Origin of the sequence: Kluyvera georgiana, from assembly GCF_050990895.1 — a bacterium.
In the GTDB taxonomy this organism is placed as follows: Bacteria; Pseudomonadota; Gammaproteobacteria; order Enterobacterales; family Enterobacteriaceae; genus Kluyvera; species Kluyvera georgiana.
The window spans coordinates 1,029,860-1,047,584 of the sequence record NZ_CP158865.1; the positions used below are offsets into that span (position 1 = coordinate 1,029,860).

The window sequence follows — 17,725 nt, forward strand, 5'->3', positions numbered from 1 at the left end:
TATCTGCGCTTATGATAGCCGCTCCCGACTCATTGAACAAAAAATGCGAGCTTAGCGGAACAGCCTTGCCAGACTCGTCCAACAGGAGTAGCTTAACCATATTGTTCGTACACGAACGAAATGAGGTGAGAGATGAGACTGATTATTGGCATGACGGGAGCAACCGGCGCGCCGTTGGGGGTTGCGCTGCTGCAAGCGTTGCAAGGCATGCCGGAGGTGGAAACGCACCTGGTGATGTCGAAATGGGCCAAAACCACCATCGAACTGGAAACTCCGTGGAGCGCACGCGATGTCGCCGCCATGGCCGACTTCAGCCACAGCCCGGCCGATCAGGCCGCGACTATCTCTTCCGGCTCTTTTCAGACCGACGGCATGATTGTTATCCCGTGCAGTATGAAGACGCTGGCCGGTATTCGCGCTGGTTATGCGGATGGTTTGGTGGGGCGTGCCGCGGATGTGGTGCTGAAAGAAGGGCGCAAGCTGGTGTTGGTGCCTCGCGAAATGCCGCTCAGCACTATCCATCTGGAAAACATGCTGGCGCTCTCGCGCATGGGGGTGGCCATGGTGCCGCCCATGCCCGCGTTTTATAACCATCCGGAAACGGTGGACGACATCGTGCAGCACGTGGTGACCCGCGTGCTCGATCAGTTTGGCCTCAAACATGACAAGGCCCGTCGCTGGCAGGGTTTACCGGCGGCGAACCAATATTCACAGGAGAATGCATAATGGCTTTTGATGATTTACGTGGGTTCTTGCAGGCGCTGGAAGACCAGGGACAACTACTGAAAATCAGTGAAGAGGTCAATGCCGAGCCCGATCTGGCCGCCGCGGCCAATGCAACAGGCCGCATTGGCGACGGTGCGCCCGCGCTGTGGTTTGATAACATTCGCGGCTTTACCGATGCTCGCGTTGTGATGAATACCATCGGCTCCTGGCAGAACCACGCTATCTCTATGGGGCTGCCAATCAACACGCCGGTGAAAAAACAGATTGATGAGTTTATTCGCCGCTGGGATAAATTCCCGATTGCGCCGGAGCGCCGCGCTAACCCGGCGTGGGCGGAAAACACCGTCGACGGCGAAGACATTAACCTGTTCGATATTCTGCCTCTGTTCCGCCTGAACGACGGCGACGGCGGTTTTTACCTCGATAAAGCGTGCGTCGTCTCGCGCGACCCGCTGGATCCAGATAACTTCGGTAAGCAGAATGTCGGCATTTACCGTATGGAAGTGAAAGGTAAGCGTAAGCTGGGCCTGCAGCCGGTCCCGATGCACGACATCGCGCTACACCTGCATAAAGCGGAAGAGCGTGGCGAAGATCTGCCGATTGCGATTACCCTGGGCAACGACCCGATTATTACCCTGATGGGCGCTACGCCGCTGAAGTACGACCAGTCAGAATATGAAATGGCCGGCGCGCTGCGTGAAAGCCCGTATCCGATTGCCACCGCGCCGCTGACCGGTTTCGACGTGCCGTGGGGCTCTGAAGTGATCCTCGAAGGGGTGATTGAAGGCCGCAAGCGTGAAATTGAAGGACCGTTCGGTGAGTTCACCGGCCACTACTCCGGCGGTCGTAACATGACCGTGGTGCGCATCGATAAAGTTTCGTATCGCACCAAACCGATTTTTGAATCGCTGTACCTCGGCATGCCGTGGACCGAAATTGACTACCTGATGGGCCCGGCGACCTGTGTACCACTCTACCAGCAGCTGAAGGCGGAGTTCCCGGAAGTGCAGGCGGTAAACGCCATGTACACCCACGGTCTGCTGGCGATTATCTCCACGAAAAAACGCTACGGCGGTTTTGCCCGCGCGGTGGGGCTGCGTGCGATGACCACGCCGCACGGTCTGGGCTACGTGAAAATGGTGATTATGGTTGATGAAGACGTCGACCCGTTCAACCTGCCGCAGGTGATGTGGGCGCTATCGTCAAAAGTTAACCCGGCGGGTGACCTGGTACAGTTGCCGAATATGTCGGTACTGGAACTGGATCCGGGCTCAAGCCCGGCGGGCATCACCGACAAACTGATTATCGACGCCACCACCCCGGTTGCGCCGGACAACCGCGGTCACTATAGCCAGCCCGTACAAGACCTGCCGGAAACCAAGGCCTGGGCTGAAAAACTGACCGCTATGCTGGCTAACCGTAAGTAAGGAGGAAAAGATGATTTGTCCACGTTGCGCCGATGAGCATATTGAAGTGATGGCGAAATCGCCGGTGAAAGGTGTCTGGACCGTATACCAGTGCCAGCACTGTCTGTACACCTGGCGCGATACCGAGCCGCTACGCCGCACCAGTCGCGAGCATTATCCGGAAGCGTTCCGAATGACGCAGAAGGATATCGACGACGCGCCAATGGTGCCGAGCATTCCGCCTCTGCTGGCGGAAGATAAGCGTTAAAATCGCTCGCCTTTTTTACTGATTGTTCCACTCCGCGCAGCGATACGCGGAGTGGTTTTTTTTGTCAGATTGCCCATCCGCCAGCATAAAATGTAACCAGCGCAAGAGTGATTATCACTGTACCGATATTCAGTTTTTGCCATTCACGCGCGACCACGCGCCCAACGACCAGCGTCACAAAGCCGAGCATAATGCCGGTGACGATATTACCGGTCAGCACGATAAATACCGCACAAACCAATCCGGACATCGCATCAATAAAGTCATTAAAATCAAGCTTTGAGACGTTACTGAGCATCAACAGTCCGACGTACATCAGCGCTGGTGCGGTGGCATAGCCTGGGATCAGATAGGAGAGTGGCGATAAAAATAAAATGGCCAGGAACAGGCAGCCGACAACGGCGGCCGTTAACCCGGTTTTGCCGCCAGCGGCCGTACCGGCGGCGGATTCGATATACACCGCAGCAGGCGCGGCACCCACCAGACCGGAGAAGACCGAACTGATTGAGTCGCTGGTTAGCGCTTTACCGCCATTAATAATCTGATTGTCTTTGTCCAGCAGATTAGCCTGACCGGCGACGGCGCGGATGGTCCCCGTGGCGTCGAATACTGCCGTCATCACCAGCGCCAGTACGCTGGGCAGTACCGTTGGCTTCAGCGCTCCCATAATATCAAGGCTGAAAATCAGTGACTTACCATCGGCATCGCTCAAACTCGGCATCGCCACCAGGCCGTGATACTGTACGTCGGGATCGAAAATAAGACCAATGATCGAGATGATGATGATAACCAACAGGATCCCGCCTGGAACCTTGCATTTTTCGAGGCCAAAAATCACCGCCAGGCCAAGCAGGCTCATCAGTACCGGGAATGAGGTAAAGGATCCCAGCGCGACGGGCAGCCCTTCCAGCGGATTTTTAATGACCATACCTACACCGTTTGCGGCAATCAGCAGCAGAAATAGCCCAATGCCGATACCCGTGCCGTGCGCAATGCCGATAGGGAGGTTGCGGAGGATCCACGTTCGTATCCCGGTGACGGAAATGGCGGTAAAGATAACCCCCATCAGGAATACGGCGCCGAGGGCGACGGGCACGCTAATATGCTGCCCCAGCACCAGGCTAAAGGCGGTAAACGCGGTCAGGGAGATGGCGCAGCCGATCGCCATCGGCAGGTTAGCCCATAGACCCATCAGTAGTGACCCAAACCCAGCAACCAGGCAGGTTGCGACAAATACCGCCGCCGGAGGGAAACCGGCCTTACCCAGCATACCAGGTACGACGATGACGGAATACACCATAGCCAGAAACGTGGTTAACCCGGCCAGAATCTCCTGGCGAACGCTGCTCCCACGCGCTGAAATTTTGAAATACGCATCGAGTGTGCCGCGCGGTGACGAGGCGCTGGGTGCTTGCTGTATATCTCCAGACATAATAACGCCCTCAGAATAGAGTAAAAGGTTTCTATTTAATAGATTTTAAAATCAATCAGTTGCGCTCATAAACGAGTCTGCCATCGACATAGGTACGATAGATGGAACGATCGTCGCCCAGTGTCATCATGACGAACAGCTTGTCGGCCAGCGTGACGGAGTTGTCATAGCGCAGCTGCTGCAACGGTGTTGCGGTAGGCTCCAGCACGACAAAGTCGGCCTCTTTACCCTGAGCGAAGTTGCCAATCAGATTCTCCAGCCCAAGCGCTTTTGCGCCGCCCAGGGTGGCGAGATAAAACGCTTCATAGGCCGAAAGGCGGTAGCCCTGTAGTTGCACCACTTTGTAGGCTTCATTCAGCGTTTGCAGCATATTGAATGTGGTTCCGGCGCCAATGTCCGTGCCCATCCCCACTTTGACTTTTTTGTGCCAGGATTTTTGGAGATTAAACAGCCCGCTGCCGAGATACAGGTTGGAGGTTGGACAGAACGCGATGCTGGAATCCGTTTCGCTGAGACGATCCCACTCTTTTTCTTCCAGATGGACGCAGTGGGCGAAAACACAGTTTTTTCCGGTTAAACCATACTGGTGATAAACATCGAGATAGCCGTCGTGCTCGGGGTACAGCGCTTTTACCCATGCAATTTCATCTTTGTTTTCACAGAGATGAGTATGCACCCAGGTATCGGGGTACTCTTCGCGCAGGCGCTGTGCCATCGCCAGCTGTTCCGGCGTCGAGGTTGGGGCGAAGCGCGGCGTAATGGCGTAGAGCAGGCGGCCGTTTTTATGCCAGCGCTCAATCAACTCCTTGCTTTGCAGATAGCTGCTTTGCGCGTCATCAAGCAGGTAATCGGGCGCGTTGCGGTCCATCATGACCTTACCGGCAATCATGCGCATATTGATATGGCTTGCCGCTTCAAATAACGCATCGACCGACTGCGGATGTACCGTGCCGAACACTAGCGCGGTCGTGGTGCCGTTACGCAGCAGCTGTTTGATGAAGAAGGTCGACATTTCGCGGGCATATTCGAGATCCTGATAGCGGCGCTCCGCTGGGAAGGTGTGCTTGTTCAGCCATTCCAGCAGCTGTTCGCCGTAGGCGCCGACCATTTCACTTTGTGGGTAGTGAATATGGGTGTCGACAAATCCCGGCACGACTAATTTCCCGCGATAGTCGCGGATGCGGATGGTGTTAGGAATGCGATGCTTACCGTCTTCCCATTTCCCAAACCATTCCACTTTCCCGTTTGCGATCAGCAGTAGCCCATCTTCAACGAAACGTAACGCCGACTCGATCTCCTCCGGGTGGGTAACGGTTCGTGTAATGTCGATAAAGCTACCGCGTACGGCTTTTAATGTCTGTTCTTCGGCCATGACAAATTCCTTTCAGATTTAAAACGAATCCTTCGCAGAGGAGGCTGCCGGTAAAATCTCTTCTGGCCGATAACCGCCGGGAAGAATGAGATTCAGGATGATGGCGGTCAATCCACCCGCGCAAATAGGGTTTTCTACCAGGACATAAATTGATGCTGGCAATATTTTGAAAATTTCGGGATCGTAGGAGACGCCAAGCCCTAATCCCAATGAGGTGGCGACAATTAAGGTGTCGCGACGTTTGAGCCCGTTGGTGATGATGATGCGGATCCCGGCGATGGCTATCATGGAGAACATCAGCGTCATCGCGCCGCCGAGCACCGCCGAAGGAATGGTGGTAAAGAAACCGCCGATGACCGGGAACAACCCCAGCACCACCAGCATCACGGCGATGGCGCGCCCAATGTAGCGAGAGGCAACGCCGGTCATTTGGATCACGCCGTTATTTTGCGCAAAAGTAGTGAGCGGCAGCGACCCCACGGCGGACGCAATAACCGATACCAGCCCATCGGCCAGCACGCCGCCTTTCAGGCGCGACTGGTATTCGTCTCCCTGAATCGGGCGGTTCGACACCATCGCGGTGGCGGTAATATCCCCAACGGCTTCCAGCACGCTGAGTAAATAAATGGTGCCAACCACCAGAAAGTGGTGAAAACTAAAGTGAAAACCGTATTTGAACGGGGTAGGAATGGTGATGAGTGGCAAATTCTGCAGGGTGCTGAAATCCACCATTCCCAGACATAATGAAACAACGTAGCCCACAAATAAGCCAATGGCGATACCGCCCATGCGCAACAGAGGGCTACGACAGCAGTTGAAGCCAATCACGACGATCAGCACTAATAGTCCGACGCCAATATGCTGGTAGCTGCCGAACGTTCCGCTGCTTTTGGCTGCAAAGCCGCCGCCAAAATCAATAATACCGACTTTGATTAAGCTCAGGCCAATCATCAGCACCACAATACCGCTGACGGTCGGCGTAATCACCCGACGTAAATAGGGTAAAATAAAAGATGCGCCGACGACCAGAAAGGCGCCGACAAAGGAGATTCCGAGCAGCGAAGACATAATCAATTCTTCATGAAACCCGTCATTTTTCATGCTGCTGCCGAGCGCAATCATTACGGTGACAAAAGAGAAGTTAACCGACTGGATTGATAACAAACCGGAACCGACAATACCGTAGCGATTAACCTGTAGCCAGGTGCCGATACCGGAGGCGATCATCGCCATCGACACCAGATAAGCGGTGGTATCTGCGGAAAGTTGCAACGCCGCGCCAACGATTAATGCGGGTGTCACCATCGGGACGAAAATAGCTAATAAATGGGTTACCGCGCCAATAATAGCTTGATGAAACGGTGGCCGATCTTCCAGCTCATAAATAAGATCGGAACCGGTGCGAGTTATATCAGACATCCCTTCACTCCTTCTAAAGTAAATTTGATCATCTGATTCTGGGATTGTATTTCGCGAATTTTAGGTACAGGAAACCCTGAGAACGCGACATCTCAATTCACTCTGCAACCTTCATTTGAATAGATTCGGGTATCTAAACGGGCCGCCGTAGCGGCCCGCTGTCGTTACATGTTTCCTAATGCATGCAGTATTTTTTCTGGGGTAAAGTGCCATTCGCGTAACCAGACGCCGCAGGCGTCGTGAATGGCGGTGGCAATCGCCGGTGCGGCGCCGTTAACGCCAATTTCAGAGATGGACTTAGCGCCAAAAGGCCCGACTTTATCATCGCTGGGCACCAGTACCGCGCGGAAATCACGGGGAATATCGCCGATTTTAGGTGCGCCGTAGGCACGCAGGTCGCGCGTGAGCGGGTGGCCTTCGGCATCGTAGATAATTTCTTCGCTCAGGCTGTGGCCAATGGCGCGCAGCGTAGCGCCATAGATTTGCCCCAACGCCAGCTCCGGGTTAATCGGGGTGCCGCAGTCGAGCAGAGCGTAGAACTTATCGAGGCGAATTTCACCGGTGCGGGTATTGATCCCCAGCTCGACAAAGTTGGCGCCGTAAGGGAAGGCGAAATCAGGCGTGATATAGCAGGCGGTGGCGGAAAGCGCGCCGAAACCTGTGCCGGTTTCGCCCTGATGGGCAATATCACCAAAGCTCACTTCACCTTGCTTGCCGCGAACCACGCCCGGCGCAGCGATACTCACATCCTCCAGCGGCTCATTCAGCATTTGCGCGCCGTGGACGAGGATTTTGTCACGTAGATTTTCCGCCGCTTTACGCGCCGCGTTGCCGGAGAAGCAGGTGCCCGACGAGGCATAGGCCCCTTTATCGAATAGCGCGCTATCGGTGTCGCCGGAGATCACCTGCACGTCGGACAGCGGGCAGTGCAGTACTTCTGCCGTCAGCTTGGCGACGACGGTATCCAGCCCTGTACCGATGTCGGCGCCGCCGGACTGAACGATAAAGGTACCGTCAGATTCCAGCTTGATGAGACAGTTTGCCTGATCGATATCCGGGATCCCTGACTTTTGCATGATAATCGCTACGCCGCGTCCGATGCGCCAGTCACCTTGATGTGGTTTGGGCGATGACCATTGAATCATTTCCCGACCTTGACGCAGAATCTCTTCCAGCGCGCAGCTGGCAGCGGACGGTACTGAGGTTGGCGCTTTACCTTCACCAATCGCCCCAAGAATTTTTAGCTCCTGCCCTTCGTGCACGCGGTTGCGCTCAATCATCTCCAGCTGATCGATTTGCAGCTGCTCCGCCAGCTCCGCCAGAGCCATCGTCAGTGCGAAATTGCCTTTTGGCGCGCCATAGCCCTGATAAGCGCCGGTTGGACAAATATTGCTGTAGTAGGTGGTGACCTGGAAATCGACGTTATCGCAAGGGTACAGCGGCAGTGACAGCGCTGGGCCGTTACACGGCACCGTCAGAGCGTGGTTGCCATACGGCCCGGTGTTGGCGCAGAAATCCATCTTCACGGCGGTCAGGCGGCCATCTTTTTTCGCCCCCAGTTTTACCGTCACTTTGGCGACGTGGCGTGAGGTGTTAGCAATAAACTCCTCTTCGCGGGTATAGCGGAAATAGACCGGACGCCCTGTGACGCAGGTCGCCCAGGCGCAAACCTCTTCTAACAGAATATCCTGTTTTGAACCGAATCCACCGCCAACGCGCTCTTTAATGACATGAACCTTGTGTTGCTTCATGCCGACGAGGCGTGCCACCTGGCGACGTACGTGCCACGGCACCTGGGTTGACGCATGAATCACCAGCCGATCGCCGTCCATACGGGTAAAGCAGATGTGGGTTTCTGCCGGACATTGCTGGGCCTGGGTCGAACGGTAGGTACGTTCAATGATCACGTCGGCATCGGCAAAACCTTTCTCAATATCGCCGATGTGGCCATGGATGCTGGCGGCGATATTTTTACGCGGGCGTGCGCCGATCGGGAAGTTCACGATCATGTGCTCGCCGCGCTGTGCGGCGTGCAGGTTATCACCTTCCAGCGTATCCGGCGCGCCTACGCCGTACACAACCGGCTCGTCGTGTACGATAGGTGCATCCTCCGCCATGGCTTCATCAATCGACATGACAGGCTTCAGGACTTCGTATTCAACGTCGATGAGCTTGAGCGCGGCCAGTGCAATCTCTTCATTTTCCGCGACGACGGCAGCCACCCGGTCGCCGACGTGGCGCAGTTTTTTACCAAACATGCGTCTATCGAGCGGCGAGGGTTCCGGCGCGCTTTGCCCGCCGGGGGTGTAGTAGAGATCGGGGCAGTTGCGCCAGGTAATGACGTGGACAACGCCCGGCAGGGCTTCCGCGCGGCTGACATCAAGATGGCTAATCAGCGCATGCGCGTGCGGGCTGCGCAGCATTTTGATGACACAGGCATCTGCGGAGATGCGATCTTCGACGTAGCACGGTTTCGCCTGCACCATTTTGGCGGCATCCGTTTTAGGATGCAGCTTACCAATGACGGTGAGATCGTCACGGAATGTTGGAGCAATTTCCAACGAGGCGTTTGGGTCGGCTTTACGGGCCACGGCCAGTTCAACTACCTGATAATATTGCTGCCAGCCCGCATCACGGCTGAATAAACCGGACAGCGCATCGTCGATCTCTTCGCGACTGGGGGTGGGGATCCGATCAAGGAGATCGGTGATGATAAGCGCGGCAGCGGGGTCGTTATAGCCAGACTGCACAACGCCGACGTCTATCATTGCCTGCTGCACCAGGCTCGGCTCGTTCCACTTACCCAGTGATTCCGCAGTGAAAATTTTTGCCTGATCCAGTTGGGCGGCGATCAATAACGATGCGTTGACAATATGACCATTAAAAAGAATGGCGTCGGATCCTGCGAAACCAAAGCCGTCGTCGCTGTTACGCACCGCGTGCAGACCAAGATTAAACAGCATTTTCTGTACGTTTTCGCCGGGATTAACCTTTATCTCCTGAGCCGTACCGTTGAGCGTGAAATGAACAATCATGCTATTTCCTCCCCCATTTGCAGGCAATCGGCATACAGATCCGCTACGACGACACCGGTGATATAGCGTTTATAGGCAACACTGCCGCGCAGGTCTTCCTGCGGGAAAATCGCCGCGCTGACAGCTTGCTCCAGCGAATTTCCTTCCCGATGCTGTTTTTCGACATCGCGCAGGCGCTGCGACTGAGCGCAGACGCCATCGAGGGCGATGCGTATGCCGTCGTGATCGGTAAGCGCCACGGCGGCGGTCACAACGGTTAACCCGGCCTGTGAGCGGCTGATTTTGCGGGTGGCACAGGTTCGGTAAGGGTCTTGAATCACTATTTCGGTAAGCAGGCGATCGCCAGGATTAACCAGATAATCTTCCAGCGATAGCGTTTCGCCGTTTCCGAAGAGCAGTAAGGCATCCAGCGCCAGCAGTACGGGCAGTAAAACGCACTCTTCCTGCCGGGCGGCAATTTCACCGCCGATGGTGGATTGATTGCGCAGGTGGCGGGAGTAGATAAAGCCGAGAGCGTCGTGTAATGCATTGGGGATAAAAGGGGTATCGCGTAACGTTTGCAAGGAGGTCATCGCGCCAATGCGCAGCTTACCGTTGTCCCAGTCTACCCATGCCAGTTCCAGATCCTGCAGAGAAATAGCGATACGTTTTTCGGTGCGCGTCGGCGTGGCGTTGAGTTTGCTACCGCCAGCGAACCAGACGGCGTCATCCTGGTAGTGGCGCTTCAGTTCTAGCGCCTGCTCGACGGAGTCCGGTTTGAAAAATTGTTCGATCATAAACGTTCCTCGTGCTCCCCTCTTTGGTCAGGACAGAGGGTATATATCGGTTGCGGCCTTAACGGCCTGTGCATAGATGAGTTGTCAATTGAAATTGAGGGATATGCAGCAACATTCGCACCACTCTTGCGCAACGGAGGTATTAAAATAAAATTATGTGAGTAACTTCTAATCCTGAATCTACTTTGTGAAATATATCGCAGTTGGTCTGGGGGGCTTCGCGTGGTTTGCGGCGGCAGGAACTCTCATTTTTTTGGTTGCATTATTTTCTCGATAGCGGTGAGAATCTCTCATTATGATAATGATAAAAATAACGGCGAAAGATTGATGGAGAATATAGGCGATAGATAAGAGACATCTTTGTTTCTGAGATTGCTGACAAACCCCTTGCCTGATAGCACTAAACCGTGTTTCTACGACATATTGATATCATGCTATTTGTTGGTCGGGTAAGACGCAGTCGCCACCCGACACAAACACGGCTCCATACTTTGCCAGCAGTTTGAGAGACATCCTTGTCTCTCTTTTTGGCTCACTTTTCTTGTTCGCAGCGCTGAACGGTATCCACAATCATTTGATAACCCGTACAGCGGCACAAATTTCCCGCCAGCCCCCGACGAATTTCCAGGATGGTTAACGGCGAATTGTGCGGTTTGGCGAGCATGGCCGTGGTTGCCATGATAAGCCCTGGCGTGCAGAAGCCGCACTGTACGGCGCCCGATGTCGCATAGGCGTGCTGTATCGGCGATATTTTTTCGCCGCATGCCTCTCCCTCCAGCGTACGAATATGCTTACCGGCCGCCCAGGCCGCCAGATACAGGCAGCTATCAATGGCTACATCGTCAACCAGAACGGTGCAGGCGCCGCATTCACCTACGCAGCAGCCCTGCTTGACGCTAAGGAGCCCTTGTTCGCGGAGCAGCTCAGACAGCGGCATACCCGGCGCAACGCCGCCTTCAAACGAGATGCCGTTAATGGTGCATGCCAGCGTGATTCTGTCAGTGTGCTTCATAGCAGCTTTCCTCCGGCCGCAACGACGGCCTCGCTAACCACTTTTTTGGTCATGGTTTGAATGAGATGCAGGCGAAATTCTTTACTGGCGCGCCAGGACGAACGTGGGGCGACGTCCTGCAACACCGCCTCGCCGATAGCGTCCAGCGTGGCTTGCGTGAGCGGCGCATTGCGCGCGGTGTTCTCGGCGTGCTGACAGCGAATTGGGGTAGGCGCCGCTACGCCGAAAGCGAGGCGCAGCTCGCTAATGCCATCGTTATGCAGGCGGCAGCGCGCCGCGCAGCCAATGGTTGAAATATCCATCGCATCGCGCATGGCGTATTTAAAATGCGCACTTCCGATATTTTCGTCAGGCTGTGCGGGGAAGTGAAACGCCGCGACGATCTCCCCCTGCTCGAGGGCAACTTTACCCGGCCCGGTATGGAAACCGCTAATTGGGGTATAGCGGATGCCTTCAGGAGAGTGGATCTCCAGCATCGCCTCATAAATCAGCGTTGGGGTTGCTGAGTCGGCGCTGGTGGCTCCATTGCAGATATTGCCGCCATAGGTCGCGACGTTGCGTATCTGCGGGCCAGCAATGGACGCCGCCGCTGCGCACAGGGCGGGCAGGTGCCGCTGTGTCAGAGGGTGTTCAATCAATTCAGTGAAGGTCGTTGCTGAACCGATACGCAGATCGCCTCCTTGGGTGAAGGCGATACCGCGCAGTTCGTCCAGGCCATGAATATCGATAATGTGACGGTAGCGCGCATTGTGATGATGCAGTTGAATCAGGACGTCGGTGCCCCCCGCGAGCAATTTTGCCTGCGGGTGGTTAAGCAGCAGGCCGATCGCTTCGGCGATGTTGGCTGCACGATGATAAGTGGCTATATCAAACATGGTGTTATCCTTAAATCAGACCGGCCTGGTGAAATTCTTCAAACAACCGTTTGGGCGTCAGCGGCAGCGTATTAATGGCCACGCCGGTCGCCATTCTGACAGCGTTACGAATGGCAGCGGCGACGGGAATAATCGGCGGCTCACCCAGTGATTTATGCCCGTAAGCGGACTGCGGCTCCTGCGTTTCGATAAAGGCGCTTTCCAGGGGCGGCAGATCCGGCATGGTCGGCATTTTGTAGTCCAGCAGGTTTGGGTTACGCACGATGCCGCTTTGTGCATCAATGATCATCTCCTCAAATAGCGCCCAGCCGATCCCCATTCCCATGCCGCCATGAACCTGGCCTTCCGCCAGCAGCGGGTTGAGAATACGCCCGGAGTCATGAACGTTAAGCATGCGGTTGATGGTCACTTTGCACAGGTCCAGATCCACGCTCAAGTCGACAAAGGTGCAGCCAAACGCCGGTGGGTTAGTGGTGGTTTTTACCGAACACTCTGCCGACAGCTGGCCGCCGCGATCGGGGTGATAAAACGTATCCATCGCCAGCTCCTGTATGGATAACAGCGGTGTTTCCGGGCGGTCGATAAGGACGATAAAACCTTTCTCCAGCGTCAGGCTCATGGCGGATTGATGGAGCATCTCCGCGGCATGGGCGATAATTTTTTCTTTTAACTGCAGTGCGGCCTGACGCAGCGCAGGGGCGGCGACATAGCTTTGGCGCGAGGCGAATGCGCCAGGGTCGAAGGGGGTAATATCGGTATCCTGCGTTGAAATAACGTGAACGAAGCTGACAGGAACGCCGACGGTTTCGGCGACCATTTGGCTAAAGACGGTATCTGCGCCCTGGCCGATTTCCGTGGCGCCGCTCTGGACGTGAATTCTCCCGTCCTGATTCATCAGCAGGCGCGCACCGGCTATCTCTACGCCAACGGGCCAGGTATTGGAGGTATAGCTGAAGCAGGCGACGCCGACGCCGCGACGAATGCGTCCCTGCTGATGCTGACACTCCTCACGGCGCTTATCCCATTCAAAGAGCTCACGGCCTTTTAGCAGGCACTCCGGCAGCCCGGCGCTGTAGATTGTTTTGCCGGTAATCGGGTTGGTATCGCCTTCCCGCGCGGCGTTGCGCAGGCGCACGTCCAACGGATCCAGTCCTAATGCCGCCGCCGCGTCATCCAGCATGGATTCGACGGCGAAGACCACCTGCGGCGCACCGTATCCTCGCATGGCGCCAGCGGACGGTAAATTGGTGTAACAAGTGGTAGAACGGTAACTAAAGGCGCTGCGCGGGTAGAGATAGGCCACTTTATTTCCCCCAGCGGAGGCGATCGAATGGCCGTGTGAGGCATAGGCGCCGGTATTGGAGAGTACGTCCAGGCTGTAGCCTTTTAATGTACCGTCTCGATCGATCCCGAGCTGGCCGTTGAGCGTAAAGGCATGCCGGGTACGGGAAGCCAGAAAGCACTCTTCTCGGCTGAGGGCGACTTTCACCGGAATGCCGCCGAGTTTTGTGGTCAGAAACGCCGCCATCGGCTCTTCCAGCACATCCTGCTTATTGCCAAAGCCACCGCCAACGTAGGGCTTGATAATTCGGACCTGCGACCAGGATAGCCCCAGAGATTGTGCCACGACGCGGCGTACGATATGCGGAATTTGCGTGCTGGAGACAATAGTGATTCGCGAATCCTCCTCCATCCAGGCAAAGCAGGTGACGCCTTCCATGTGGCAATGTTGAATCACCGGCGTCTGATAGCGTCCCTGTATTTGATAATCGGCCTGCGCGATAGCCTGCGACACATCGCCTGTGGACATTTCGCTCTGTTTCAGTAAATTACCGCCCTCATGGATCTTAACGGCATCCGGTGAGAGCGCGGTTTCAGGCGTGGTAATCACGGGGAGAGGCTGCCAATCGACCTCGACTAACCGCGCCGCTTTCTCGGCGGTCAGTTCGTCTCTGGCGACCACGATAGCCACCGCATCGCCGTGGTGGCGCACATGGCGAGTGAGCAGGTAGCGATCGGCGACATCGCGCTTATCTTCATCTAATACCCATGCGTGGCCCGCCGTGGCAAAGGGAATGGCAGGCACGTCTTCCCAGGTAAATATCGCCAGTACGCCAGGCAGGCTTCTGGCTTCATCGCAGTGAATACTATTGGCATAGCCGTGTGCGATAGGGCTACGAACATACTTTGCATAGCACATGCCCGCCATCACATAGTCATCGGTATACCGTGCTCGCCCGGTGACCTTTGCGATGGCATCGACGCGCATGCAGGTATCGCCAACGGCGGCCGTTCTTCGAGTTCCCATTTCTCTTCCCTCAATATCAATCTATTTAGGTCAATATTGAGAACAGGCAATAACTACGCCAGTAATGGGGAATAAATAATTGAGAATAAGGAAGTGTGAGCGCTATATAAATATATCACGAAGTTGCTGCAAAATATGGAAAGGCATTCGTGCTAAATTATCAATATGATAAATATAAACTCATTATGATACGAAGCGATATGATAATGCGGGAAGGGAATTGGATATATATTGTTACTGAATGAATAAAAGTTAATGCAATATGATTTTATCTTCTTTTCCTAATATTCAATATCAATGCGTGTAATGTGCCGGGCCACGTTAGGCAGCCCGGCAGTTGGTATGGATTACACCATGCTTTTCAAACGGTAAATCCACTCCAGCGCCTGACGCGGCGTTAACGAGTCCGGATCCAGACCTTCCAGGGCCTCAACCGCCGGCGACACCTCTTCGGGTACGGACAGCAGCGACATTTGCGTGCCGTCTATCTGCGTGGCCGCCGCATTCGGCGAAAGGCTTTCCAGCTCGCGCAGCTTCTGGCGCGCGCGCTTAATCACCTCCTTCGGCACGCCAGCTAACTGCGCCACCGCCAGGCCGTAGCTCTTGCTCGCCGCGCCATCCTGCACGCTGTGCATAAAGGCGATGGTGTCGCCGTGCTCCAGCGCGTCCAGGTGTACGTTGGCGACGCCTTCCATTTTCTCCGGCAGTTGGGTCAGCTCGAAATAGTGGGTGGCGAATAGCGTCAACGCTTTGATCTTATTAGCCAGATTTTCCGCGCAGGCCCACGCCAGCGACAGACCGTCGTAGGTGGAGGTGCCGCGACCAATTTCATCCATCAGCACCAGGCTGTGTTCGGTGGCGTTGTGCAGAATATTGGCCGTTTCGGTCATCTCTACCATAAAGGTGGAGCGGCCGGAGGCCAGGTCATCCGCCGCGCCGACGCGGGTGAAGATGCGGTCGATAGGGCCAATCTCGACGCTTTGCGCCGGAACGTAGCTGCCAATGTAGGCCAGCAGCGCAATCAGCGCCGTCTGGCGCATGTAGGTACTTTTACCGCCCATGTTCGGGCCGGTAATGATTAACATTCGGCGCTGCGGCGACAGACTCAGCGGGTTGGCGATAAACGGTTCGTTGAGCACCTGCTCTACCACCGGATGGCGGCCTTCGGTAATCCGAATACCGGGCTTATCGGTAAAGGTCGGGCAGGTATAGTTCAGCGTATAGGCGCGTTCCGCCAGGTTGACCAGCACATCCAGCTCAGCCAATGCGCTGGCGCTTTGCTGAAGGTCGGCCAGGTGCGGCAGCAGTAGTTCAAACAACTCGTCATACAGCTGTTTTTCCAGCGCCAGCGCCTTGCCTTTCGAGGTCAGAACTTTGTCCTCGTACTCTTTCAGCTCGGGAATGATGTAGCGCTCGGCGTTTTTCAGCGTCTGACGGCGCACATAGTTAATCGGCGCCAGATGGCTCTGCCCACGGCTGATTTGGATGTAATAGCCGTGAACCGCGTTATAGCCTACCTTCAGCGTATCCAGCCCGGTGCGCTCGCGCTCGCGGATCTCCAGGCGGTCGAGGTAGTCGGTCGCGCCATCGGCCAGCGCGCGCCATTCATCCAGCTCTTCGTTATAACCCGGGGCGATCACGCCGCCGTCACGAACCAGCACCGGCGGCGCATCGATGATGGCACGCTCCAGCAGCTCGCGCAGTTCGGTAAATTCACCCATTTTCTCGCGCAGCATCTGTACCGGCGCGCTGTCAACGCTAGCCAACTGAGCGCGCAGTTCCGGCAACTGCTGGAAAGCATGGCGCATGCGGGCAAGATCACGCGGACGGGCGGTACGCAGCGCCAGACGTGCGAGAATACGCTCCAGATCGCCAACCTGACGCAGCACCGGCTGCAGCTCGGCGGTGGTATCCTGCAGTGCGCCAATGGTCTGCTGCCGCTCGGTGAGAATTTTTGTATCGCGCACCGGCATATGCAGCCAGCGTTTGAGCATACGGCTGCCCATCGGCGTGACCGTGCAATCGAGCACCGACGCGAGGGTATTTTCAAAGCCGCCGGCGAGGTTCTGGGTGATCTCCAGATTGCGACGGGTCGCGGCGTCCATGATGATGCTGTCCTGCTGACGATCCATGGTGATGGAGCGAATATGCGGCAGCGAGGTGCGCTGGGTGTCTTTGACATACTGTAACAGGCAGCCTGCGGCGCACAGGCCGCGCGCCGCACCTTCAACGCCGAAGCCGACGAGATCGCGAGTGCCGAACTGCAGGTTCAACTGCTGGCGCGCGGTATCAATTTCAAATTCCCAGAGCGGGCGACGACGCAGCCCACGGTGGCCTTCAATGAGCGACATCTCGGCAAAATCTTCGGCGTACAGCAGCTCGGCCGGGTTGGTGCGCTGCAGCTCTGCCGCCATGGTTTCGCGGTCGGTCGGTTCGCTCAGGCGGAAGCGGCCGGAGCTGATATCCAGCGTCGCATAGCCGTAGCCTTTGCTATCCTGCCAGATGGCTGCCAGCAGGTTGTCCTGACGTTCCTGTAACAGGGCTTCATCGCTGATGGTGCCGGGCGTGACGATGCGTACGACTTTGCGCTCAACCGGCCCTTTGCTGGTGGCCGGGTCGCCAATCTGCTCGCAGATGGCGACCGATTCGCCCTGATTGACCAGCTTGGCGAGATAGTTTTCTACCGCGTGATGCGGGATACCCGCCATGGGAATCGGTTCGCCGGCAGAAGCGCCGCGTTTGGTCAACGAGATGTCCAGCAGCTGCGAGGCGCGCTTCGCATCGTCGTAGAACATTTCGTAGAAGTCGCCCATGCGATAGAACAGCAGAATTTCCGGATGCTGTGCTTTTAGCTTCAGGTACTGCTGCATCATCGGGGTGTGAGCGTCGAGATTGTCGATTTTACTCATGGGGTGTAATCCAGGTCCCTGGTTAAAAGTGGAAAGCGAACTTTTTCATTTTCGTTTTTGTCGCAGTGGGTGGCTATGATAACGGAGATAGGTATTTCAGGGAAAGCGGTGAAGACGAAAGTGGGAGAGTTGTTCCAGTAGGATGTTCGCCGAGCCGGCGGCAGGCTGAATCGGGCGATTCGACCTG

Annotated in this window: 12 protein-coding genes; 3 read left to right on the forward strand and 9 right to left on the reverse strand. The window is 55.8% G+C overall.

Going from position 1 to position 17,725, the window contains the following annotated elements:
* The first annotated feature begins 132 nt into the window (after nucleotides 1-132).
* Genes ABTW00_RS04955 through ABTW00_RS04965 form a run of 3 tightly spaced genes read left to right on the forward strand, consistent with a single transcriptional unit; the run spans nucleotide 133 to nucleotide 2,400 of the window.
* A complete protein-coding gene (locus ABTW00_RS04955) occupies nucleotides 133-726 on the forward strand; it encodes a non-oxidative hydroxyarylic acid decarboxylases subunit B (protein ID WP_064543129.1) in 594 nt (197 codons plus the stop codon).
* Nucleotides 726-2,153 carry a non-oxidative hydroxyarylic acid decarboxylases subunit C gene (locus ABTW00_RS04960; RefSeq protein ID WP_064543132.1) on the forward strand — a complete coding sequence of 476 codons (1,428 nt, stop codon included), beginning with the start codon at nucleotides 726-728 and terminating at the stop codon, nucleotides 2,151-2,153. Before ABTW00_RS04955 ends, ABTW00_RS04960 begins: the two co-directional genes overlap by 1 nt.
* Before the next feature lie 10 nt (nucleotides 2,154-2,163).
* Nucleotides 2,164-2,400: a non-oxidative hydroxyarylic acid decarboxylases subunit D gene (locus ABTW00_RS04965; RefSeq protein WP_065357919.1), complete on the forward strand. Its 237-nt coding sequence runs from the start codon at nucleotides 2,164-2,166 to the stop codon at nucleotides 2,398-2,400.
* Between the two features lie 64 nt (nucleotides 2,401-2,464).
* Here the strand turns inward: ABTW00_RS04965 and ABTW00_RS04970 are convergent, their stop codons facing one another.
* The 9 genes from ABTW00_RS04970 to mutS form a co-directional block, all read right to left on the reverse strand.
* Nucleotides 2,465-3,832 carry an NCS2 family permease gene (locus tag ABTW00_RS04970; RefSeq protein WP_064543136.1) on the reverse strand — a complete coding sequence of 456 codons (1,368 nt, stop codon included), beginning with the start codon at nucleotides 3,830-3,832 and terminating at the stop codon, nucleotides 2,465-2,467.
* A gap of 55 nt (nucleotides 3,833-3,887) precedes the next feature.
* Nucleotides 3,888-5,204, reverse strand: a complete 1,317-nt coding sequence (gene guaD, locus ABTW00_RS04975; RefSeq protein ID WP_065357917.1) for a guanine deaminase — start codon at nucleotides 5,202-5,204, stop codon at nucleotides 3,888-3,890.
* An 18-nt stretch (nucleotides 5,205-5,222) separates the two neighbouring features.
* Entirely contained in the window at nucleotides 5,223-6,623 is a 1,401-nt protein-coding gene (locus tag ABTW00_RS04980) for a nucleobase:cation symporter-2 family protein (protein WP_064543140.1), read from the reverse strand.
* A gap of 164 nt (nucleotides 6,624-6,787) precedes the next feature.
* On the reverse strand, nucleotides 6,788-9,658 hold the full coding sequence (locus ABTW00_RS04985; protein ID WP_433639257.1) for a molybdopterin-dependent oxidoreductase Mo/Fe-S-binding subunit: 2,871 nt from the start codon (nucleotides 9,656-9,658) through the stop codon (nucleotides 6,788-6,790).
* The gene (gene ygfM, locus ABTW00_RS04990; protein WP_433639260.1) at nucleotides 9,655-10,434 is read right to left on the reverse strand and encodes a molybdopterin-dependent oxidoreductase FAD-binding subunit; all 780 of its coding nucleotides are present in this window, start codon (nucleotides 10,432-10,434) and stop codon (nucleotides 9,655-9,657) included. The genes ABTW00_RS04985 and ygfM overlap by 4 nt, the downstream gene beginning before the upstream one ends.
* 532 nt (nucleotides 10,435-10,966) lie before the next feature.
* Entirely contained in the window at nucleotides 10,967-11,446 is a 480-nt protein-coding gene (xdhC, locus tag ABTW00_RS04995; RefSeq protein ID WP_064543145.1) for a xanthine dehydrogenase iron sulfur-binding subunit XdhC, read from the reverse strand.
* Nucleotides 11,443-12,321 (reverse strand): xanthine dehydrogenase FAD-binding subunit XdhB, encoded by an 879-nt coding sequence (gene xdhB / locus ABTW00_RS05000; RefSeq protein ID WP_433639264.1) that lies wholly within the window; start codon nucleotides 12,319-12,321, stop codon nucleotides 11,443-11,445. Before xdhB ends, xdhC begins: the two co-directional genes overlap by 4 nt.
* A 10-nt stretch (nucleotides 12,322-12,331) precedes the next feature.
* Nucleotides 12,332-14,629, reverse strand: coding sequence for a xanthine dehydrogenase molybdenum-binding subunit XdhA (gene xdhA, locus ABTW00_RS05005; protein WP_433639267.1), 2,298 nt, complete (start codon nucleotides 14,627-14,629; stop codon nucleotides 12,332-12,334).
* 347 nt (nucleotides 14,630-14,976) lie between these two features.
* Nucleotides 14,977-17,538, reverse strand: coding sequence for a DNA mismatch repair protein MutS (gene mutS, locus ABTW00_RS05010; protein ID WP_433639270.1), 2,562 nt, complete (start codon nucleotides 17,536-17,538; stop codon nucleotides 14,977-14,979).
* Nucleotides 17,539-17,725 lie beyond the last annotated feature (187 nt).